At 68.5% G+C, this 21,464-nt stretch carries 18 protein-coding genes and 1 tRNA gene; 13 read left to right on the top strand and 6 right to left on the bottom strand.

Going from position 1 to position 21,464, the window contains the following annotated elements; all coding sequences use genetic code 11:
* Positions 1–166 precede the first annotated feature (166 nt).
* The 8 genes from ACIPEK_RS20520 to ACIPEK_RS20485 all read left to right on the top strand — a co-directional run bounded on the left by ACIPEK_RS20520 (position 167) and on the right by ACIPEK_RS20485 (position 8,984).
* Positions 167–895 carry a YcnI family protein gene (locus ACIPEK_RS20520; protein WP_401997924.1) on the top strand — a complete coding sequence of 243 codons (729 nt, stop codon included), beginning with the start codon at positions 167–169 and terminating at the stop codon, positions 893–895.
* Positions 896–941: 46 nt separating this feature from the next.
* A complete protein-coding gene (locus ACIPEK_RS20515; protein WP_383054270.1) occupies positions 942–1,595 on the top strand; it encodes an SCO family protein in 654 nt (217 codons plus the stop codon).
* A complete protein-coding gene (locus ACIPEK_RS20510) occupies positions 1,592–2,041 on the top strand; it encodes a copper chaperone PCu(A)C (RefSeq protein ID WP_401997921.1) in 450 nt (149 codons plus the stop codon). Before ACIPEK_RS20515 ends, ACIPEK_RS20510 begins: the two co-directional genes overlap by 4 nt.
* Positions 2,042–2,055: 14 nt before the next feature.
* Positions 2,056–4,008, top strand: coding sequence for a copper resistance CopC/CopD family protein (locus ACIPEK_RS20505; RefSeq protein WP_401997918.1), 1,953 nt, complete (start codon positions 2,056–2,058; stop codon positions 4,006–4,008).
* Positions 4,009–4,016: 8 nt separating this feature from the next.
* The gene (gene efeB / locus ACIPEK_RS20500; protein ID WP_401997915.1) at positions 4,017–5,330 is read left to right on the top strand and encodes an iron uptake transporter deferrochelatase/peroxidase subunit; all 1,314 of its coding nucleotides are present in this window, start codon (positions 4,017–4,019) and stop codon (positions 5,328–5,330) included.
* Between the two features lie 27 nt (positions 5,331–5,357).
* Positions 5,358–6,293 carry a prephenate dehydratase gene (pheA, locus tag ACIPEK_RS20495; RefSeq protein WP_114245581.1) on the top strand — a complete coding sequence of 312 codons (936 nt, stop codon included), beginning with the start codon at positions 5,358–5,360 and terminating at the stop codon, positions 6,291–6,293.
* Between the two features lie 619 nt (positions 6,294–6,912).
* Entirely contained in the window at positions 6,913–8,190 is a 1,278-nt protein-coding gene (gene serS / locus ACIPEK_RS20490; RefSeq protein WP_383071182.1) for a serine--tRNA ligase, read from the top strand.
* Positions 8,187–8,984 (top strand): HAD family hydrolase, encoded by a 798-nt coding sequence (locus tag ACIPEK_RS20485; protein WP_351255658.1) that lies wholly within the window; start codon positions 8,187–8,189, stop codon positions 8,982–8,984. The genes serS and ACIPEK_RS20485 overlap by 4 nt, the downstream gene beginning before the upstream one ends.
* 69 nt (positions 8,985–9,053) lie before the next feature.
* Here ACIPEK_RS20485 and ACIPEK_RS20480 read toward each other — a convergent pair.
* The 6 genes from ACIPEK_RS20480 to ACIPEK_RS20455 all read right to left on the bottom strand — a co-directional run bounded on the left by ACIPEK_RS20480 (position 9,054) and on the right by ACIPEK_RS20455 (position 14,012).
* Positions 9,054–9,141 (bottom strand) — tRNA-Ser (locus tag ACIPEK_RS20480).
* A 307-nt stretch (positions 9,142–9,448) separates the two neighbouring features.
* Entirely contained in the window at positions 9,449–10,144 is a 696-nt protein-coding gene (locus ACIPEK_RS20475; RefSeq protein WP_401997910.1) for a hypothetical protein, read from the bottom strand.
* A 322-nt stretch (positions 10,145–10,466) separates the two neighbouring features.
* Complete coding sequence (locus tag ACIPEK_RS20470; RefSeq protein WP_383071178.1) at positions 10,467–11,186, bottom strand: ABC transporter permease; 720 nt, start codon at positions 11,184–11,186, stop codon at positions 10,467–10,469.
* Positions 11,187–11,216: 30 nt separating this feature from the next.
* Positions 11,217–12,128, bottom strand: coding sequence for an ABC transporter ATP-binding protein (locus tag ACIPEK_RS20465; RefSeq protein ID WP_383071176.1), 912 nt, complete (start codon positions 12,126–12,128; stop codon positions 11,217–11,219).
* Positions 12,125–13,033, bottom strand: coding sequence for an ABC transporter permease (locus ACIPEK_RS20460; protein WP_401997906.1), 909 nt, complete (start codon positions 13,031–13,033; stop codon positions 12,125–12,127). Before ACIPEK_RS20460 ends, ACIPEK_RS20465 begins: the two co-directional genes overlap by 4 nt.
* Complete coding sequence (locus ACIPEK_RS20455; protein ID WP_401998212.1) at positions 13,023–14,012, bottom strand: ABC transporter ATP-binding protein; 990 nt, start codon at positions 14,010–14,012, stop codon at positions 13,023–13,025. The genes ACIPEK_RS20460 and ACIPEK_RS20455 overlap by 11 nt, the downstream gene beginning before the upstream one ends.
* Positions 14,013–14,301: 289 nt before the next feature.
* Between ACIPEK_RS20455 and ACIPEK_RS20450 the strand changes: the two genes are divergently transcribed.
* The 5 genes from ACIPEK_RS20450 to ACIPEK_RS20430 all read left to right on the top strand — a co-directional run bounded on the left by ACIPEK_RS20450 (position 14,302) and on the right by ACIPEK_RS20430 (position 21,281).
* Positions 14,302–15,153 (top strand): M24 family metallopeptidase, encoded by an 852-nt coding sequence (locus ACIPEK_RS20450; RefSeq protein ID WP_401997903.1) that lies wholly within the window; start codon positions 14,302–14,304, stop codon positions 15,151–15,153.
* Positions 15,150–16,922, top strand: a complete 1,773-nt coding sequence (locus ACIPEK_RS20445; RefSeq protein WP_401997900.1) for an SDR family oxidoreductase — start codon at positions 15,150–15,152, stop codon at positions 16,920–16,922. Before ACIPEK_RS20450 ends, ACIPEK_RS20445 begins: the two co-directional genes overlap by 4 nt.
* A 23-nt stretch (positions 16,923–16,945) precedes the next feature.
* On the top strand, positions 16,946–17,896 hold the full coding sequence (locus ACIPEK_RS20440; RefSeq protein WP_401998209.1) for a MerR family transcriptional regulator: 951 nt from the start codon (positions 16,946–16,948) through the stop codon (positions 17,894–17,896).
* Positions 17,897–18,062: 166 nt separating this feature from the next.
* Positions 18,063–18,605: an RNA 2'-phosphotransferase gene (locus ACIPEK_RS20435; RefSeq protein ID WP_401997897.1), complete on the top strand. Its 543-nt coding sequence runs from the start codon at positions 18,063–18,065 to the stop codon at positions 18,603–18,605.
* 432 nt (positions 18,606–19,037) lie between these two features.
* On the top strand, positions 19,038–21,281 hold the full coding sequence (locus ACIPEK_RS20430) for a plasmid pRiA4b ORF-3 family protein (RefSeq protein WP_401997894.1): 2,244 nt from the start codon (positions 19,038–19,040) through the stop codon (positions 21,279–21,281).
* Positions 21,282–21,464 lie beyond the last annotated feature (183 nt).

Raw genomic sequence — 21,464 nt, 5'->3', positions numbered from 1 at the left:
CGCGACACCCTCCACTCGATGCACGCACGACTCGACTCACGCACCCACCCGGTGCCGTGCGAGTCGGCATACGCGCGCCGAACGTGAGGTAGAGGTGTCGCGATGCCGTCGCGCACCCGCGCGCCGGACCACCTTTCCTTCGTGCTTCCGTGGAGAGACTCCTGTCATGAACGTTTCCCGCATCGCCCTCGCCGGCGGCATCGCCGCGTCCACCGTGCTGATCCTCGCCGGTACGGCCTCCGCGCACGTCAGCGTGCAGCCCCAGGGCGAGGCCGCCAAGGGCGGTTACGCCACCGTCAACTTCAAGGTCCCCAACGAGCGCGACAACGCCTCGACGACCAAGGTCGAGGTCAACTTCCCGACCGACCACCCGCTGGCCTCCGTCATGCCGCAGGCCGTGCCCGGCTGGGACATCGAGGTCACCAAGAGCAAGCTGGCCAAGCCGCTCGAGATGCACGGCCAGAAGATCAACGAGGCCGTCTCCAAGGTCACCTGGACGGCCAAGGGCGACAAGGACGAGCGCGGCATCCGCCCGGGCGACTTCCAGCAGTTCCCGCTCTCCATCGGCCAGCTTCCCGAGGACGCCGACCAGCTGGTGTTCAAGGCCATCCAGACGTACGACAACAAGGAAGTCGTCCGCTGGATCGAGGAGCAGAAGGACGGCGCCGACGAGCCCGAGAGCCCGGCACCGGTCCTCAAGCTGACCGCGGCGACCGCCGACGAGCACAGCGCAGCCGCCGGCGCCACCGCGAAGGCAGCGGACAAGCAGACGACGGCCGCGTCGGACAAGTCCTCCAGTGACACCACGGCCCGCGTCCTCGGCATCGTCGGCATCGTCATCGGCGCCGCGGGGTTGGCCTTCGGCGTCCTCGCCGGCCGCCGCCGCACCGCCTGACCCACAGCCCCATCAGTCCCACCGACCCACCAGGAATCAGTGCTCCATGCGTAAGAAAACGGTGCTGGCCGCGGCGTTCGTCGCCGCGGCCGCACTCACCCTGTCCGCCTGCGGCAGCAGCGACGACGGCGCAAAGAAGCCCATCGCCGATGTGTCCGTCCAGGCCAAGACCAAGGCCGCGACGGTACTCGACCAGCCGTTCACCAAGCCCGACCTCGTCCTCACCGACACCCACGGCAAGAAGTACGACCTCCGTGAGCAGACCAAGGGCAAGCCGACGCTGATCTACTTCGGCTACACCAACTGCCCCGACGTCTGCCCGCTCATCATGAGCAACATCGCCATCGCCAAGAAGTCCCTCCCCAAGGCCGACCAGGACAAGCTCCAGGTCGTCTTCGTGACCACCGACCCCGAGCGGGACACCCCGGCCTCACTGGGCAGCTGGCTCAAGGCCCAGGACACCTCCTTCATCGGCCTCACCGGCGACTTCCCGACCATCCAGGCGGGCGCGCGCCAGATCGGCATCGGCATCGACGCCCCGAAGAAGGAGAAGGACGGCACGATCGTCTCGATGCACGGCTCCCAGGTCATCGCGTTCTCCCCGAAGACCGACAAGGGGTACCTCGTATACAGCGAGGACACCTCGCCCGACGACTACACCAAGGACCTCCCCAAGATCGTCAAGGGGGAGACTCCGTGAGCCGCCGCACCACCCTCGCCGGCGTCATCGCCCTCACCACCGGGCTGACACTGGCGGGGTGCTCGTCCTCGGAAAGCGAGCCCGAGCTGAAGGTGACCGGCGCGTTCATGCCGCAGCCCGTCAGCGACATGGCGGCCGGTTTCCTCGTCGTCAAGAACAGCGGCGGCACGTCCGACCGGCTCACCTCGGTCACCAGCCCGCTCTCGGACGACGTCACGATCCACGAGACGAAGAACCAGACGATGCGCATGGTGACGTCCTTCGAGGTGCCCGCGGGCGGCGAGCTGGATCTGGAACGCGGCGGGAGCCACATCATGTTCATGAAGCTCAAGCAGCAGCCCAAGCAGGGCGAGAAGGTGTCCGTGGAGCTGCACTTCGAGAAGGCCGACCCGATAAAGGTCGACCTTCCCGTGAAGGAGACCACCCACAACCCGAAGAAGCAGTGAGGGACTGACTCGCCATGACAGCCACCGCCCCGCACTTCGGACCGTCCCCGTCCACTCACGCGCCACGCCGCCCACTCGCCGCGGCCGCACTCCTCGCCGCCCTTGTCGGCATGGTGTTCGGCCTGCTGCTGGGCGGCGCGGGCCCCGCGTCCGCGCATGCCGCGCTCACCGGGAGCGATCCGCAGGACGGGGCGGTGGTCGACACCGCTCCCAAGGAAGTCACTCTCACCTTCTCCGAGCAGGTCGCCATGGGCGACGACTCCATCAGGGTCCTGGACCCGGGCGGCAAGCGCGCCGACACCGGCGCCGCACCCCGTGATCTGCAGAGCGGCTCCACCGTGAAGTACGGCGTCTCACTGCACACCGGGCTGCCCGACGGTACGTACACCGTCGCCTGGCAGGCCGTCTCCGCGGACAGCCACCCCGTCTCGGGCGCCTTCACCTTCTCCGTCGGAGCCCCCTCCGAGACCACCGTCGCCCTCCCGACGGGCGAGGCCGGGGGCGGCCTCGTCGGCACCCTCTACGGCATCGCGCGCTACGCCGCGTACGGCGGTTTCATCCTGCTGGCCGGCGGCGCCGCCTTCGTACTGGCCTGCTGGCAGCGCGGGGCGGGTGCACGCCCCCTGCAGCGCCTGGTCGTACGCGGCTGGATGGCCCTCACCGCGGCCACCCTGGCCATGTTGCTCCTGCGCAACCCGTACACCGGCTCCGGAAAGCTCGCGGACGCCTTCGACCTCGACGGTCTGAAGGCCGTGCTCGACACCAAACCCGGAGCGGCACTCGTATCCCGGCTGCTGCTGCTCGGCGCCTCCGCACTCTTCGTCGCCGTGCTGTTCGGGGCATACGCGAAGCGCGAGGACGAGCGCGAGAAGAAGGACCTCACTTTCGGACTGGCCATCGGCGGCACGGTGATCGCCGCCGGGATCGCCGGGACCTGGGCACTCGCCGAACACGCCTCGACCGGGATCCAGCCGGGCATCGCCATGCCGGTCGACGTGCTGCATCTGCTGGCCGTCGCGGCCTGGCTGGGCGGGCTGGCGGCCCTGCTGGTCGCCCTGTACCGGACACCGGACATCGAAGCCGCGGCCGTGCGGCGCTTCTCCCGCATCGCGTTCGGCAGCGTGCTCGTACTCACCGCCACCGGGATCTACCAGTCCTGGCGTCAGGTCGGCACCTGGTCCGCGCTCACCGGCACCGGGTACGGGCAGCTGCTGCTCGTGAAGGTGGGGCTCGTTGCCGTCCTGGTCGGGATCGCCTGGATCTCGCGTCGCTGGACCGCGCGGCTGGTCACGAGCGGAACCGGCGGGGAGGGAGCGGAGCTCCGGGCCGACGCCAGGGACGAAGTCGAAGAGTCCCGGGCCGCGGGTGCATCGGACGCCGTGGCCGAGGACCCCGCGCGGGAGACCCAGCTCGCCCGGCAGAGGGCCGCCGTGGCCGCCGCCGAGAAGAAGCGGATCCGCGATGCCGACCCCGACCGGTCCGGGCTCCGCCGTTCGGTGCTGGCGGAGGTAGGGGTCGCCGTGGCGCTGTTGGCCGTGACGACCGTACTGACCTCGACCGAGCCGGGACGCACCGAGGAAGAGGCGGCCCGCACCTCGACGGCGGCAGCCGCCCCCGCGGCCGAAGGCCCGGTCAATCTGACGCTGCCCTTCGACACAGGCGGCAAGAACGGCAAGGGAACGGTGCGGATGGACATCGACCCCGCCCGTACCGGTGCCAATGAACTCCACATCTGGATCGACAGCATCGACGGCAAGGCCATGGACGTCCCCGAGCTGAAGCTCGCCTTCACTCTGGGGTCCAAAAACATCGGCCCGCTCCCCGTCGTCCCTGTCCGGCTCACCGAGGGCCATTGGACGGCGAGCAACGTCCAGATCCCGATGGCGGGCAACTGGAAGGTCGCGGTGACCGTGCGTACGTCGGACATCGATCAGACGACCATCGACAAGAACGTGAAGATCGGCTGAGCAGGATCGTGAGCGGAAACAGCAACAGGAAGACCTCCGCAGGCAGCGGGGACGACAAAGCCCGTGGCAGCGGCGCCCTCTCCCGGAGGCGGCTGCTCGGCAGCGCGGGCGCGGCCGGTGCGACCGGGCTGGTACTGGGTGCGGCGGGCGGCGCGACCGGCTATGCGGCGACCCGGACCGACGAGCCGACCGCTCTGACCGCGGTCGGCTCCACCCGGGTGATGTTTCACGGGAAACATCAACCGGGGATCACCACTCCGCTTCAGGCCCGCGGCCATCTCGTCGCCTTCGATCTGGCGCCCGGTGCGGGACGGAAGGAAGCGGCTGCCCTGATGCGCCGATGGTCGGCCGTGGCCCGGCGCCTGATGGCCGGCGAAGCCGCCGACAGCGGCACGGTGGACGGCGCCGCCCATGACACCGGGATCGCGCTGGATGCCGGACCGTCCTCGCTGACCGTCACCTTCGGCTTCGGCCACACCTTCTTCGAGCGCACCGGCCTGGTCGGCCACCGGCCACCAGGACTCGACCCGCTGCCGCCGTTCTCCTCCGACCACATCGACGCCAAGCGCTCCAACGGTGACCTCTGGGTACAGATCGGCGCCGACGACGCTCTCGTCGCCTTCCACGCGCTGCGTGCCGTGCAGAAGGAGGCCGCCCCGGCCGCCAGGGTCCGCTGGCAGATGAACGGCTTCAACCGATCCCCCGGCGCCACCGCGCAGCCTATGACCGCCCGCAATCTGATGGGCCAGATAGACGGCACCGGTAACCCGAAGCCCGCCGAGAGCGACTTCGACCGGCGCATCTTCGTACCGACCGGGACCGGTACGAAGTACGACTGGCTGGCAGGCGGCTCGTATGCGGTCGTTCGGCGGATCAGGATGCTGCTCGACGACTGGGAGAAGCTCCCGGTGGAACGGCAGGAGCAGGTCATAGGGCGCCGCAAGAAGGACGGCGCTCCGCTGAGCGGTGGCGCCGAGACCACCGCGATGGACCTCGACAAGGCCGGCCCCGACGGCAAACTCCTGATCCCGGACAACGCCCACGCCCGGATTTCCTCCCCCGAGAAGAACAGCGGCGCGGCCATGCTGCGGCGCCCCTTCTCGTACCACGACGGCATCTCGGCGGACGGCACTCCGGACGCCGGGCTGCTGTTCATCTGCTGGCAGGCGGATCCGCTGCGGGGGTTCGTTCCGGTGCAGCGCAAGCTGGACCGCGGCGATGCCCTGTCGCCGTTCATCCGGCACGAGGCCAGCGGCCTGTTCGCGGTGCCGGGTGGTGCGGCGGACGGCGAATACGTGGGTCAGCGGCTACTGGAGTCCTGAGAGACCGGGGCACATTAGGGTGACGGTATGTCCGCCACGCGCTACGCATATCTCGGCCCTGAAGGCACCTTCACCGAGGTCGCCCTCCGTACGCTCCCGGAAGCCGCCACCCGCGAACTCGTCCCGATGGTCTCCGTACCGGTGGCTCTGGACGCGGTACGCAGCGGGGCCGCCGCGGCAGCGCTCGTACCGATCGAGAACTCCGTCGAGGGCGGCATCACCGCGACGCTCGACGAGCTGACCACCGGCGAACCGCTGATGATCTACCGCGAGGTGCTGCTCTCCATCACCTTCGCGCTGCTGGTGCGGCCGGGCACCAAGCTGTCCGACATCAAATCGGTCACCGCGCACCCGGCCGCGCAGCCGCAGGTCCGCAACTGGATGGCCGCCCATCTCCCGGACGCCGTATGGGAGTCGGCGGCCTCCAACGCCGACGGTGCCCGGCTGGTGCAGGAGGGACGGTACGACGCCGCCTTCGCCGGTGAGTTCGCGGCGGCGACCTACGGTCTCGAGCCGCTGGTGACCGATATCCATGACGCGGTGAACGCGCAGACCCGCTTCGTCCTGGTGGGCCGACCGGCCCGGCCGGCGGCGCCGACGGGTGCGGACAAGACATCGGTGGTCATCTGGCTGGGCGAGGACCACCCCGGTGCGCTGCTCGAACTGCTCCAGGAGTTCGCGGTGCGCGGGGTGAACCTGATGCTGATCCAGTCGCGGCCGACCGGGGCGGGCATCGGGAACTACTGCTTCGCGGTGGACGCCGAGGGGCACATCGCGGACCGCCGGGTCGGCGAGGCGTTGATGGGGCTGAAGCGGATCTGCCCGAAGGTACGGTTCCTCGGCTCGTACCCGCGCGCCGGGGTGGCGTTGCAGGATGTACGGCCACTGCGGGCGGGGACGTCGGACGCGGAGTTCACGGAGGCCTCCGACTGGCTGGCCCGCAATCTGGACGGCCGGGGCTGACGGCTGTCCGGGACTGCCGGTCCCGGGGGCCGGTGCGCCCGGGGGCCGGTGCGCCTGAACCGCCCGTTCTATCTACCGCTTTTCATCATCCACAGAGTTATCCACAGGGGTGGTTCTCGACCTGGGGACAAGTCGACACTCCAATGCGACATGGTCGACATATCACCCCAGTCGACCCAGATGCATCCACAGGCCGTCAGGTCGTCCGGGTTGCCCCGTGTCACCTGAATTCCATTGATCAACTCTTTTGGGCGGCGAATTCCCACCCGAACGAGCGTCTGAAGTGGGTTTGAACGGGGAATCCGTGAGCCCTCAAGCCGCTTTCGGAATGATCTCTTCCGGTGTCCACAGATCTTCCTCACAGCCTGTGGATAACTTTGAGGAGCACCAATACCTGTGGACAAGCGATGCCCAACTCCCCTGCCAGGCAAGGCGGATGCGTCAAGACGGTCGATGCCCTCTGCCCCATTTAGGGGAATAAACTCTTTTCATTGACGATCGGGATCAACTCCAGCCACGCAATAACCTTCAGCATTACCAATTCAGGCAATTCGGGCAAAGTGACACGCTTGGCAATATCGGTTCGAGCTGGAGAAGCGCACACCGGTAGCCTGGAGGGGTGATTGACCTTCGCCTGCTCCGTGAGGACCCCGACCGTGTTCGCGCCTCCCAGCGCGCCCGTGGAGAGGACGTCGCGCTCGTCGACGCCCTTCTCTCCGCCGACGAGCGGCGCAGGTCGTCCGGCGTCCGCTTCGACGAACTCCGCTCCGAGCAGAAAGCGCTCGGCAAACTCATCCCCAAGGCTTCGCCCGAGGAGCGTGCCGAGCTCCTCAAGAAGGCCGAGCAGCTGAAGGCCGACGTCAAGGCGGCCGACGCGGCACAGGACGAGGCCGACGCCGAGGCCAAGAGCCTGATGCTCCGGCTCGGCAACATCGTCCACGAGGACGTGCCGGTCGGTGGCGAGGAGGACTTCGTCGTCCTCGAGACGCACGGCACGATCCGTGATTTCGGGGCCGAGGGCTTCGAGCCCAAGGACCACCTGGAGCTCGGCGAGAAGCTCGGCGCCATCGACATGGAGCGTGGCGCCAAGGTCTCCGGTTCGCGCTTCTACTACCTGACGGGTGTCGGCGCGCTGCTGGAGCTCGCCCTCGTCAACGCGGCGATCACGCAGGCCACCGAGGCCGGCTTCGTCCCGATGCTGACGCCTGCGCTGGTCCGCCCGCGCGCCATGGAGGGCACCGGCTTCCTCGGCCAGGCCGCAGAGAACGTGTACCACCTGGAGAAGGACGACTTCTACCTGGTCGGCACCTCCGAGGTGCCGCTCGCCGCGTACCACATGGACGAGATCATCGAGGCCGACAAGCTGCCGCTGCGGTACGCGGGTTTTTCACCGTGCTTCCGCCGCGAGGCCGGTACATACGGCAAGGACACCCGGGGCATCTTCCGTGTCCACCAGTTCGACAAGGTCGAGATGTTCTCGTACGTCGACCCGGCGGACGCCGAGGCCGAGCACCGCAGGCTCCTGGACTGGGAGAAGCAGTGGCTCACCGCTCTTGAGCTGCCGTTCCAGGTGATCGATGTCGCCACCGGCGATCTGGGGGCCTCGGCCTCCCGCAAGTTCGACTGCGAGGCGTGGATCCCGACGCAGGGCAAGTACCGCGAGCTGACGTCCGCTTCGAATTGCGACGGTTTCCAGGCGCGCCGTCTTTCCGTCCGGATGCGCGACGGTAAGAAGGTCCAGCCGCTGGCCACGCTGAACGGCACGCTGTGCGCCGTACCGCGCACAATCGTGGCGATCCTGGAGAACCACCAGCTGGCCGACGGCTCCGTGCGGGTGCCCGAGGTGCTCCGGCCGTACCTGGGCGGGCGCGAGGTTCTGGAGCCGGTCGCCAAGTGACCTTTCCGTACAAGCTCGTCGCGACCGATCTCGACGGCACTCTGCTGCGTAACGACGACACGGTCTCCGAGCGCACCCGTGAGGCACTGGCCGCGGTCACCGCGGCCGGTGCCGCGCACATCATCGTCACCGGCCGCGCTGTCCCGTGGACCCGGCACATCCTGGATGACCTGGGTTACGAGGGTCTCGCGGTCTGCGGCCAGGGCGCGCAGGTCTACCACGCGGGTGAACGCAAGCTGCTGACCTCGCTGACACTGGACCGGCAGCTCGCCGGTCTCGCGCTGTCCAAGGTCGAGGCCGAGGTCGGCCCGTTGGCGCTGGCGGCGAGCCGCGACGGGCTCGACGGCGAAGTGCTGGTCGGCCCCGGCTACCGCGTACAGGAAGGGCCGCTTCCGGCTGTCTTCGCGGAGGACCCGGCCGAGTTGTGGTCGGCACCCCTGAACAAGGTCTACATCCAGCATCCCGATCTCGACGACGACGCACTGGCGAAGGCCGCGCGATCGGCCGTCGGCAACCTGGTGGATGTGGTCATGGCCGGTCCTGGTGTGGTGGAGATCCTGCCGCTGGGGCTGAGCAAGGCGACCGGACTCTCGCTGGCCGCGCGCCGGCTGGGTCTGAAGGCCGCTGACACTTTGGCCTTCGGTGACATGCCGAACGACATCCCGATGTTCGCCTGGGCACAGCGGGGTGTGGCAATGGCCAATGCGCATGAGGATCTGAAGGCCGTGGCCCAGGAGATCACCGCGTCCAACGAGGACGACGGCATCGCTGTGGTGCTGGAGCGGCTGCTCTAGTCGTACGGGTACGGGCGCGGGCGGCTGGATCGGCTGCCCCACTCGTACTGGTACCCGACACTGCTGCTGCGGAGGATGCGCGGATCGAACGCGCGCGGGGTTCACGGCCCCGACGACGGCTTAGCAAGCCGCTGCCTTACCACTCGGCCAATCCTCCGGGAGGGCGGCCGCACGATGTGCAGAGACCGCCCCGGGCGTCCTGCTCCGATCGGCACGGCGGAGCCGTCGGTGACTACTCCGGTGCCGGCTCGGGCCCGCCCTGCTGGGAACTCGACAGACTCGGACTCTCGGTCATCGTCGCGTTCCTCTCCCGGCCCGTGGCGTGCATGTCGGCGTGTGGCTGTTGTCGTCGGGTCGTACTGCGCCGGTTTCGGCGTGTGCTGCACCAACTACACTGACCGGCATGGCCTTTCGGCGCCACCCATTTTCCGGGCATCACCGAAAGGCCGTGAACGGCCTTCGGATCAGCGCTGCTTGTTGCGGCGGCTCAGATCCTTCAGGTGGCGGGCGAGATCGTCCATCCTTCCGTCGATACGGACGATGTCCTCCGACAGGTGGCCCAGCCGCACGCTCATGGCGCCGACGAGCTGATGTGTGACGTCCAGCCTCCGGTCGAGGCTGTCGAGCCGGTGCGACATCCGGTTGAGGACGGGCCCGAGCTCCTGAAGCGCGCTGCCCACTCCTGCGAGGCAGCTCTCGACCCGGGTGACGCGGTGTTCGAGCGAGGCATAGCCCGCGCGCAGGTCCTGCTCGGCGTCGAGCAGATACGTACGGACGCATCGGGCGATGTCGCTGTCGCGAAGAAGCATCGCGACGTTGAGCACGGTCCTTCGGGTGTAGAGGGTGAGCTGAGTGGCGGCCTGTGGATAACTGCCGTCCTCGTCACCGCCCCATAGGGACAACATGTCCCTATGGAATTCCCGCAGCTCAGGGCCACGAAGCAGCCTGAGCCCGTTCTCCGTGACCTCGGCTCGATGCCGCTGGGTGACCTTTTTGATGACCTCTGTGGACACTTCGAAGTAACGGGCCACATCCTCTGTGCGAAGGTGAATTCCGTCTGGGAGCATGACAAGACTCTTGACCTTGTCGAGGACGTCGACGCGCCCCATCTGCTCGACGCGCAGCGCACGCGATTCGAGCAGAGCAACTTCTGTGGGCATGGACATGCCTTCCGATCGTGAAACCGACGATGGACAGCCCTGTCCCGGGCCTGAGGGGCGGGGGACGCTCACGGTTGCCACTCACTCAATGACCGACCCGGCGGGTACTCCCTCACCGGCATCGGCAATCCCTGATTTCACGAAAGCTACGACGCCACAGATTCCAATTGCCTCCACGCACCCTGCACAACGAACCGATAACCGTACAGTTACGCGTACTACTGTCCGAAATGCGTCAACCCCCGCCCAGGAGGCGAGGGTTGACGAAGATCGAAGTGATCGGAAACGGAGCACGGCAGAGGCATCCGGGGGGAACCCCCGATCACTCCTCGCCGGCCAGCTTCAGTGTGCGCAGCTTCTGACCTGCGTACCAGGTCGCCACCACCGTGACCGCCACCAGCAGGACCGTCGCGACCGGCAGCCCGACATCGGAGGTGATCGCGCCGGCCCCGCCGACCTTCTCGGCAACCGCGAGGGACCACTGCTGAACGCTGAGCGTGCGTGCCCCCGGCACCAGAGTGCCGAACAGGGCCTCCCACACAAGCGCGTAGACGAGGCCGAAGACGACTGCGTGCCGACTGACGGTGCCGAGCAGCAGGAACAGCGAGCTGTACGCGATCGAGGCGACCAGCGCCGCGATGGTGTAAGCCACCGCGATCTGCTGGCCGTTTCCGTTGAGGATCAGCCCCGCGATCAGCGTGGGCAGTGCGGAGAAGACCATCGTGACGGCGATGGCCACGATCAGCTTGGTGAAGATGATCGTCGGCCGCTTCACCGGCTTGGCCAGCAGATAGACGATCGATCCGTCGTCGATTTCCGGACCGATGGCTCCGGTTCCGGCGATCACGCCGATCAGCGGCACCATCGTGGCGATGGCGAAGCCGCCCAGCACATCCGAGGCGACCTGGTCATCGGCTCCGGCGAACGCCCGCACCGCCACGGCGATGATCACCAGCAGCGCCGGCAGGACGAAGAGGATGGCGGCCCGGCGCCGGCCGAGCAGGGCCCGGTAGGTGAGCCGGGCGACTGTGGGGTCGTACATGACGCTTCACAGCTCCTTTCAGGCCACTACTCAGGCCGCTACGAGATAGGAAAAGACCGATTCGAGGGACTCATCGGACGGCGAAACGGTCAGAAGGCGAATTCCGTGGTCCCGTGCGACCTTCGGCAGCAACTCGGTGAAGCGTCCGAAGTCGACCGCCTGAATACGCAGGGCCTGTTCGCCCAGGTCCACCTCGATACCGGCCGTCGACGGGTCGGCGATGAGCGCGGCAGCGAGGGCGCGGTCGTCGCTGGAACGCACGAGATAGCGGTGCGGGCGGTCCGTCATCAGCCGGCGGATCTTCCGGAAGTCACCGGATGCCGCGTGCCGTCCCGCCACGATCACCTCGATGTGCGAGGCGAGTTGTTCGACCTCTTCCAGGATGTGGGAGGAGAAGAGCACGGTACGTCCCTCCGCCCCCATCTGCCGCAGCAGCGCCATCAGCTGCATCCGCTGGCGCGGGTCCATCCCGTTGAACGGCTCGTCGAGCAGGAGCACCGACGGTTCGTGGACCAGGGCGGACGCCATCTTCACGCGCTGGCGCATGCCCTTGCTGTAGGTCGAGATCTTGCGGTCCTGCGCGTACTCCATCTCGACCGTGGCCAGCGCCTTCTGCGCCGCCGCATCGCCGAGTCCCTGCAGTTCCGCATTGGCGACGACGAATTCGCGGCCGGTCAGGAAGTCGTACATCCCTTCCCGTTCCGGCACGATCCCGATCTCCTTGTACACCGCTTCATTGCGCCAGATCGGCCGGCCGTCGAGCGTGACCGTGCCGGTCGACGGGGCGAGGAAACCGGCCATCATATTGATCAGCGTGGACTTTCCGGCGCCGTTGGGGCCGAGCAACCCGGTGACGCCCGGGCCCACCATCATGCTCACGTCGTTGACGGCGACCACATTGCCGAACCAGCGCGAGGTGTGGTCGATCTCGATGGTGGTCACAGCCCGACCCTCCGGTAGCGGCGCATCAGTACGGCGTACGAGCCGGCGACGAGCGCGAGAACAACGATCAGATAGACCACGCCGGCCCCAGCCCCCGGGCCTTCCTCTCCGGGGAAGGCCGAACTGGCCCCGAGGAACGCGGTCTGCACACCGCCGATCAGCGTGATGGGGGAGAAGAGCCCCAGCCACTCGATGGCCCCCGCTGAACCCGTCTGCCAGGCAATGGCCTGGACCGTGGAGACCGCGCCGTAGGAGATGGTCAGTACGGCGATCACCGCGGCAACACCGAAACCGCGGCGCGGTGTCAGCGCGGCCATCACCAGGCCCAGTCCGGCGAAGAGCACGGACAGCAGCGCCACCGAAACCAGCCCCTGTCCGAACCCCTTGGTCTGCTCGGCGAAGTCGAACTTCCCCAGGAGTGCGCCCACATAGAGGATGACGATCGGCGCCCCGGTGAGAATGAAGAGCGCGGACGCCATGGCCATCAGCTTCGCGACGACATAGTCGACCCGCTCGATCGGCCGCGAGAAGTACAGCGGCACGCTCTTGAAGCGCAGGTCACGGGAGACGGACTGCGGTGCCTGCGCCGCGAGGAAGAGTCCGATCACGGCCTGCAGATAGATCGCGAACGCCGTGTACTTGATCGGCAGAGCCGTGGCCCCCGGGGCGGCGATGGCGACCGCGACGATGATCGCCGCGACCATGCACATCACACCGAACAGCAGCATCGGCAGCACCTTGGACTTCGCGGAACGCCCCAGTCCGAAGGAACCCCGCAGGGACTGCGAGTAGAGCGAGCGCCGCGCATAGCTGCGGCCCAGCCGCGTGCCGTCGTAGGAGCGGTACCCGATGTTGTGGATCCGGGAGGTCTCGCTCCCGCTCACGGCTCCGGTCTCAGTGCTCATCACGACCGCTCCCCTTCTGCTGTACGGCCCCGACAACCGCGGACACGGTCTGCGTGACGGCTGCGGCATGCGGTGCCTCTTCGGTACGGAAGACCTCGGCGATGTGGTGGCGCCGCTGCTCCATCCTTACGAGACCGAGCCCGAGCCCGGCGACGCTGTCGCGCACGATGTCGTACGTCTCCTCGCCGGTCGCCTCGACCAGCAGGATGTGGCCCGCACCGGGCAGCCCCTGCTCGTCGAGACCGTCGTGGCCCACGAGCTTGACGCCGGCCCGGGTGAGGACCTGACGCAGCGCGTCGGTGCCGTCGGGGTGGGTGTCGCTGTCGGTGACCTCGACCGCGAGGGTCGTGGTCGTCTGCGTGAAGTCGCTGGTGGAGCTGGAGCGCAGAAGTGTGCCGCCATCGATGACGACGACATGGTCGCAGGTGCGTTCCAGCTCGCCCAGGAGGTGCGAGGTGACCAGGACCGAGATGCCGAAGTCCGTGTGTACGCGGCGGATCAGCCCGAGCATCTCGTCGCGGCCGACCGGGTCGAGGCCGTTCGTCGGCTCGTCGAGGAGGACCAGCTGCGGGTCGTGGACCAGTGCCTGGGCCAGTTTCACGCGCTGCTTCATACCCGTCGAGTAGCCGCCGATGGGGCGGTAGCGCTCCTCGTACAGACCGACGTGGCGCAGTGTGTCGGCAGTGCGCTCGCGCGCTGCCGTCGGTGGCAGTCCGGACATCCGCGCCATGTGGACGACGAACTCGGTGGCCGAGACGTCCGGCGGCAGACAGTCGTGCTCGGGCATGTAGCCGACCCGTTCCCGGATGGCGGCGCCATTGGTGGCGACGTCGAGTCCGAGCACCGCGGCCCGGCCTTCGGTGGCAGGGGACAGACCCAGCAGGATCTTGATCAATGTGGACTTGCCGGCCCCATTGGAACCCACCAGGCCGGTCACACCGGGTCCGATGTCCAGGGAGAGCCGGTCAAGCGCGGTCACCCGGGGGAACCGCTTGCTCAGGCTTTCGGTCGCGATCACAGTCACGCCTTCGACGATAGTGGCGCGGACCACACCGGTCGTCAGCCCTGGCGGCTGGATCCGCATCAGACTCCAGGCGTACGGACCCGTAGGGGCCACCACGGGGGAGGAGTCCGGAGGTCGGGGGAAGGGCCGACCCGGGTTGTCCACAGGTCTCCGCACACCTCTTGACGCAGTCGCCGGACATTGTCACATTCATCAGTGTCACGTTACGGGCACGTACCGCACACGGCAGGGAACGGACGGTGGCATGGCCTCGGCAGTGAAGGACGAACCGGCCCCGGAGCTGCGGGGGTTCAGAGAGGTACAACGTCTCGCGTACGACTGCGCCGAGGCGGTCGCCGCCCGGCTCACGCCGGGGGTGACCGAGCGCGAGGCCGCCCGCATGCAGCGCGACTGGCTGCGCGAGCGCGGGGTGCGGGACTGGCTCCACCTCCCCTTCGCCTGGTTCGGGGACCGCACGGCGTTCGCCGGCTTCAAGATGCCCCTGCAGTTCTTCCCGACCAACCGGAAGCTGGAGCCGGGAATGGCGTTCATCCTCGACATGGCCCCGGTGTACAAGGGCTTCACAGCGGACATCGGCTACTCCGGCTGCCTCGGGCTCAGTCCCCTGCACGACAAGCTCCTGGCCGATCTGGAAGTCCACCGTGAGCTGATTCTGCGCCAGGTGCGGGAGCGGCGCTCGCTGCGCGAGATCTACGAGAACGTCGAACGCCTGATGATCAAGCAGGGGTACGCCAACAGACATCGCGCCTACCCCTTCGGTGTCATCGCCCACAAGATCGACCGCGTCGCCGAGCACCGCTGGTCCCCTCGTGTGTTCGGCTTCGGCACCCAGTCGCTCAAGGGCCTGATGAGCGACGCACTGCACGGGCACCGGGACGGCTGGTCGCCGCTGTGGAGTCCATACCGCTTCTCCGACCATCCGCCGCAGCCCGGGCTGTGGGCGGTCGAACCCCACCTCGGATTCCGGGGTACGGGCGCCAAGTTCGAGGAGATCCTGGTGGTCACCGACTCCAAGGACCCCGAGCAGAGCGCCTTCTGGCTGGACGACGATCTGCCGCATGTGCGGCGCTGGGCCGAGGAGGGGGTGGCGGCATGAGCCTGCCGGGAGCGCGCGAGCGCCGGGTGCGTACGGGCGGGATCGATCTGTGTGTCGCCGAGTTGGGCGACGAGGGACGGCCGACGATCGTCCTCGTGCACGGCTACCCGGACAGCAAGGAAGTCTGGACGGATGTCGCCGGGCAATTGGCCGACCAGTGGCACGTCGTGCTGTACGACGTGCGCGGGCACGGCCGCTCCACAGCGCCGGCACCCCTGCGCGGCGGCTTCACCCTGGAAAAGCTCACCGATGACTTCCTGGCCGTCGCCGACGCCGTGAGCCCGGACCGGCCGGTGCATCTGGTCGGGCACGACTGGGGGTCTGTCCAATCGTGGGAGTTCGTCACGGTCAAGCGGACCGAGGGCCGGATCGCCTCGTTCACCTCGATGTCCGGGCCCTCCCTGGACCATTTCGGGCACTGGATCAAGCAGCGGATGACCCGGCCCACCCCGCGCCGGGTCGGCCAGCTGCTCGGCCAGGGCGCCAAGTCCTGGTACGTCTACATGCTGCATACGCCGGTCCTGCCCGAGCTCGCCTGGCGCGGCCCGCTCGGCAAGCAGTGGCCGCGGATTCTCCAGCGACTGGAGAAGGTGCCCGCGGGTGACTATCCGACGCCCTCCCTGCCGGGCGACGCTGCGCACGGCGCCTGGCTCTACCGCGACAACGTCCGGGCCCGGCTGCGCAGGCCCCGTACCGACGCCTATGCGCATGTACCGGTCCAGCTGATCACGCCGACCGGCGACATCTTCCTGTCGGAGAAGCTGTACGACCAACTGGAGCTGTGGGCCCCCCAGTTGGTACGCCGCTCCTTGCCGGGCAAGCACTGGGTACCGCGCACCAGGCCGGACCGGATTGCCTCCTGGATCAGTGAGTTCGTGGCAGCCAACGAGGCGGCGCGGGAGGACGGCCGGCCGGTGCAGGACACCGCGCCGACCGGGGCGTACGCGGACCGGTTCGGCGGGCAGCTGGTCCTTGTGACGGGCGCGGCAGGCGGCATCGGGCGTGCCACCGCTTTCGCCTTCGCCGAGGCCGGCGCACGGGTGGTGGCCGTGGACCGGGACGCGGAGGGAGCGGCCAGGACGGCGGAGATGGCCCGGCTGATCGGCTCCCCGGAAGCCTGGGGCGAAGCGGTCGACGTCAGTGACGAACAGGCGATGGAGAAACTCGCCGAGAAGGTCGCCACCGAGTACGGCATCGTCGACGTCCTGGTCAACAACGCAGGGATAGGCCTGTCCGGCTCCTTCCTGGAGACCACGAGCGAGGACTGGAAGAATGTCCTCGACGTCAATCTGTGGGGTGTCATCCATGGCTGCCGGATCTTCGGCAAGCAGATGGCCGAACGCGGCCAGGGCGGCCATATTGTCAACACGGCTTCCGCCGCCGCCTATCAGCCTTCCCGGGCGCTGCCCGCATACAGCACTTCCAAGGCGGCCGTGCTGATGCTCAGCGAGTGTCTGCGGGCCGAGCTCGCCGACCGGTCGATCGGGGTCAGCGCGATCTGTCCCGGCATCGTCAACACGAACATCACCGCCACGACGCACTTTGCGGGTGCCGACGCCGCGGAGGAGAAGCGTCTGCAGAAGCGGACCAGCCGGCTGTACGGGCTGCGCAACTATCCGCCGGAGAGGGTCGCCGACGCGATCCTCAAGGCAGTGGTACGCAACCAGGCCGTCGTGCCGGTGACACCGGAGGCTCGCGGCGCCCGGTTGCTGTCCCGGTTCAGTCCCGGTGCGCTGCGCGGGATCGCCCGGCTGAAGCCGCCGCTGTGAGTGGCCCCGGGCAGTCGTCGGTGGTGGCCGGCCGGTGCGCCACCGAGTACCGGATCGAGGACCTGGCGCATGCGAGCGGCGCCACGGTCCGTACGATCCGTGCCTACCAGGACCGCGGTCTGCTGCCGACGCCCGAACGGCGCGGCCGGGCCAATGTGTACCGGGACACCCACCTCGCCCGGCTCCGGCAGATCGCCGATCTGCTGGATCGCGGGTACACCCTGGCCAGCATCAAGGAACTCCTGGAGGCGTGGGACACGGGCCGTGGTCTGGGCGGGGTGCTCGGGCTCGTCGCCGAGGTGCACGGCCCCTGGACGGACGAGCAGGCCGACCGGATCACCCGGTCCGAGCTGAACACCAGGTTCGGCGGCAGCCCGGACGACGAGGCGGTCGCCGAGGCGGTGGAGCTCGGCGTACTCGAACGCATCCAAGGACGGGACGACGAGTTCCTGGTTCCGAGCCCTCAAGAGCTGGCAGTGGCAGCTGAGTTGTACGCAGCCGGTGTGCCACTCAGCGCAATCTCGGGCCATCTGCGGGAACTTCGCGGCCAGGTCGAGCAGATCGCCTCGCGCTTCCTGGAGTTCACCACGGAGCACGTCTTCGCGCGCTATCTCGGTCATCGCCCGCCGACGGACTCGGACGCGGCAGAAGCGGCCGCCATGGTGCGCAGGCTGCGTCCGCTCGCTCAGCTGACGGTGGACGCCGAACTGGCGCGCGCAATGCGGACGTTCGCCACAAGACATCTGCAGCACCATCTCGGCTCCGACACCCCGCTCACCTCGGAGGCCTCGACCCCCTTGACGCGCCAGGTGGATCTGCCATCGGAGACGATCCGCTCCGTAGAACGACTGGTTGGTCCGGAGAACGTGTCCGCCTTCGTCGCGGCAGCGGCGGAACGCGAGGTGCAATCAAGGATATTGGATACACTTACCCCACCCCCCGGCAAAGTAACACAGATTACCCAAAGCGATTGATCCTTCACCGACTTGTCCACAGAATCGCCCATTAGCTTGTGGATAACTCAAGTTGGTTGTGGATCAAACCTGTAGACGAAAAATTGCTACAGCGAATAAAATTGCTGTAGTGAATCGGGGTGAAATCCGGATGCGTGTGAGCGACCGCCGCGGGCACTCTGACGGGATGGACGACAGACGCACCATCAAGGTGTCCAAATACCTTTCGAAACACCTGCGACACCAGCCGGAGCGGATCGGAATCACGCTCGATGCCAACGGCTGGGTGACCATCGACGAACTGCTGCGCGCCACGGCCCGCAACAACTTCCCCATCACCCGGTCCGAACTCGACCACGTCGTCGCCGCCAACGACAAGCAGCGCTTCGCCGTCGAGGACGGCCGCATTCGTGCGAGCCAGGGCCACACCGTCCCGGTCGATCTCGCTCTCCCGCCGGCCGAGCCGCCCTTGTACCTCTACCACGGCACGGTGGGCCGCGTGCTGGACGCGATCCGCTGCGAGGGTCTGCGCCCCATGGCCCGCACACACGTCCATCTCTCGCCCGACCGCGAGACGGCGACCAGGGTCGGCGCACGGCGCGGCCGCCCTGTCGTCCTGTCGGTGGACGCGGCCGCGATGCACCGCGCGGGCCACACCTTCTATGTCAGCGCCAACGGAGTCTGGCTCACCGCTGCCGTACCGCCCGCGTTCCTGCGTTTCCGCGACTGATCCCGGCGGCTGATCCCACGACCGGTCCCACCGGGGACCGGTGTGCTTCCACGAAGACGCCCACCGGTTTTCCGGCCCGTAAGGTCGTCGTCATGCGTCTGAGCACTGTGATTCTGCCCGTCCACCGCTGGAGCGAGCTTCCTCGGTTCGGCGACCTGCTCGGTCGGCAGCGTCACCGTGATGCGCGTCGTATCCGCCATGACGCGAACATACTGCGATATGCGCACCCCACGGCTGCCGTCCCGCCAGGTATGCGTCCGCGAATGGCGGGGCCGCGAGGTCGGTGCGCGGACGCAGGGTATCCGCTGCGAGCGACACCGGGGCCCCCACGACCGAAGTAGCCCCAGCCGAAGTGATCCGGTTTGGGTCGGGACACACGCGACCGTCATGCTGGGGCCATTCGAGCGGCCTCGGACGGGTGGGAGACAAAGGATGCGACAAGACACGGGGGCGGCCCCGTCCGATCTCCAGCTGAAGATCGCGCTGCACGGCACCCAGCCGCCTCTGTGGCGGCGCCTCGTACTGCCGTCCGACACCTCTCTTCGCACCCTGCACGACGCCGTCCAGGCCGCCTTCGGCTGGCAGGGTGGCCATCTGCACCTCTTCACCGACGAGTCCGGCCGGGTGTACGGCGACGCGGCCCGGCTCACCGACATCGATCTCGGCTTCGGCCCCGGCAGCAGCGACCAGCACGCCACCGCGCTCGGTGATGTTCTGCCCGAGGACGGGGCGCGGCTGCGCTATGTCTACGACTTCGGCGATGGCTGGGAGCACCGGATCACGCTGGAGAAGACGCTGCCGCGACCGGTCGGCGCGGAGCGAGCGGTGCGCTGCGTCGGCGGCCGTCGTGCCGACGTACCGGCCGAGGACATCGGCGGGGTGTGGGGCCTGGGCGAGGTACTGGCACACCTCGAAGTACCGGACAGGGCGGGAGACGGCCCGTACGACGAGCTGGTCGCCGAGCTGCGGTCGGCCGGCTACGACCCGGCAGCCTTCCCCCGGGACGGGATCGCTGAGCGGCTGGCCCGGTTGACGCCGGACACGGTGCCCGGCACGGCGAAGCCGCCGGCCGGTACCCGGGCCGGGCGCGGCGGTGGGGGACAGCCGGCTGCCGAGGACACGGCATCGTGCGCCTGCGGGCGCTGCCGAGGGTCGGGCGGCCCGGTCGACCCCGGAGTCGACGGACCGGTCGCGAGTATGCCCGTGCTGCGCCCGGTGACCCTGGCTCCGCGGGAGGACCTCGCGGCGGCTGTGCGGGATGTCCCGCTCTTCGATTCGGCGCTGCGGCTCACCACCTGGTGTCGCGAGGGACGGCAGGTCACCGCGGGCCGGGTGCTGCGGCCCGCGCTCGCCCGTGAGGCCATCGAGGAGCTCCGGCTATGGGAGTTCGCCGACGAGGATTCGCCGTACGCCGAGGCCGCCGCCCGGGCCCGTGCGTTGAAGGCGCTGCGCAGCGCCAAGGACGTGGACGTTCTCGACGAGCCGTGGAGTTTCGCCGTGAACAGCGGCCTGATCAGGATCAGTGGGGGCCGCGCCTGGGGCGGCGAGACGGCCGACTTCGCCGGCGAGAATCTTCTGGAGCTCTGGTCCGTCACCCTGGGCGACCTGCTGGAGGAGATCGACGAGACGGGGGTACTGGACGAACCGCTCGGCGAGCTGGGCGAGCTGTCGGCCGAGATCGCCGACGCTCTGATCGGGCAGCTGTACGACGCCCTGGACGGCGCCTGGGTGGAGATCGACGACCTGCGGGCGAAAGCCCGAGAGGCGGGTACTGAAGGGCCCGAGCTCGATTTCCTCCTGGCCTTGCTCGCGGCGGCGTTCCGGGGCCTGGCGGCAGAGCTCGCCCACCTGGGCGCGGTGGAGTTCGTGCCCGGTGACCACGATGTCGCGGCCGAGGATGTCCTGGCCACGCCCCTGAACGCCGTCAGCGGGCGCGGCCTCGCCGGTTCGGATGCCTGGTCGGACGCGTCGGGCCGGCCGCGGGACCACGAGAACGGGGACCGTATGCGGCTCACCCCGCTCGGCCGCCACGGACTGCGCGCCTACCTGATGGAATGCGGTGCGCTCGCACCGCTGCTCGGCGAGTACGCCGAAGCCGACGCCGCCACCCTCCTCCAGGGCCTTCTGGGCTACTCCCCCGAGGAGACGCGCCAAGAGGTCGAAGGGTGGCTGAAGCACCGTTCCGGGGCCGACGCCGCGGTGGGACTGCTCGACGCCTGTGCGGGCGACGGCCCCGACATCGCGGCCAGACGCGCCGTGGTCCAGCCGGTGCTGGCCGTACTCGACGACTCGCGAGCACTGCGCGTGCTGCGCAAGGCGGCGGACTCCGACGTCGAGGGATGCCGCCAGGTGGCCGCCGCGGCCCTGGGCGCACGCCCTGAGGCGGACGCGTACGCGGATGCGGCGCGCGCGGAGCAGGCCCGGTTGTGGCTGTTCATCGACGGTCTCTCGCTCTTCGTCGGTGCCCAGGAGGACGAGGAGCTGCTCCTGAGCTTCCAGGAGAACCCGAACGTGGCACCAGAGGTGCTCGAACAGCGGGTGGACGACCTTTGGCGAGTGGAGCACCCGGCCACCGCCCAGGTGCTTGCCGAGCTGGGCGAGAGCCTGCGCGACGTCGACAAGCGGCTGGCCAAACGCATCCGCACCGCGGCGAACAAGGCGCGCTCCCGCCGGTGACGGCGGGGCGGTGGAACTCACCGGAGAACGACGGGTACGTGGTGATGAGCGAGGCACGGTGCGGCTCGCTCGCAGAAGGACGGAGTTGAGGAAGGTGGCACGAGTCGTCGCACGGGAGCCGGGCACGGGCCGCAGGAGTGTGCTGCCGCTGGCGGCACCGGAGTCGGCCTCCTGGGCGCGGGG

It is taken from the genome of Streptomyces sp. NPDC088246 (genome assembly GCF_044741025.1).
Taxonomy (GTDB): Bacteria; Actinomycetota; Actinomycetes; order Streptomycetales; family Streptomycetaceae; genus Streptomyces.
The sequence above is the reverse complement of the archived record's forward strand: the minus strand, read 5'-3'. Positions and strand labels throughout refer to the sequence as shown.

Excerpts from the sequence above, each read along its gene's own strand:
- ACIPEK_RS20520 (WP_401997924.1), top strand. The coding sequence starts at position 167 with ATGAACGTTTCCCGCATCGCCCTCGCCGGCGGCATCGCCGCGTCCACC.
- ACIPEK_RS20515 (WP_383054270.1), top strand. The coding sequence starts at position 942 with ATGCGTAAGAAAACGGTGCTGGCCGCGGCGTTCGTCGCCGCGGCCGCA.
- ACIPEK_RS20505 (WP_401997918.1), top strand. The coding sequence starts at position 2,056 with ATGACAGCCACCGCCCCGCACTTCGGACCGTCCCCGTCCACTCACGCG.
- pheA (WP_114245581.1), top strand. The coding sequence starts at position 5,358 with ATGTCCGCCACGCGCTACGCATATCTCGGCCCTGAAGGCACCTTCACC.
- ACIPEK_RS20475 (WP_401997910.1), bottom strand. The coding sequence starts at position 10,144 with ATGCCCACAGAAGTTGCTCTGCTCGAATCGCGTGCGCTGCGCGTCGAG.
- ACIPEK_RS20470 (WP_383071178.1), bottom strand. The coding sequence starts at position 11,186 with ATGTACGACCCCACAGTCGCCCGGCTCACCTACCGGGCCCTGCTCGGC.
- ACIPEK_RS20460 (WP_401997906.1), bottom strand. The coding sequence starts at position 13,033 with ATGAGCACTGAGACCGGAGCCGTGAGCGGGAGCGAGACCTCCCGGATC.
- ACIPEK_RS20450 (WP_401997903.1), top strand. The coding sequence starts at position 14,302 with ATGGCCTCGGCAGTGAAGGACGAACCGGCCCCGGAGCTGCGGGGGTTC.
- ACIPEK_RS20445 (WP_401997900.1), top strand. The coding sequence starts at position 15,150 with ATGAGCCTGCCGGGAGCGCGCGAGCGCCGGGTGCGTACGGGCGGGATC.
- ACIPEK_RS20435 (WP_401997897.1), top strand. The coding sequence starts at position 18,063 with ATGGACGACAGACGCACCATCAAGGTGTCCAAATACCTTTCGAAACAC.
- ACIPEK_RS20430 (WP_401997894.1), top strand. The coding sequence starts at position 19,038 with ATGCGACAAGACACGGGGGCGGCCCCGTCCGATCTCCAGCTGAAGATC.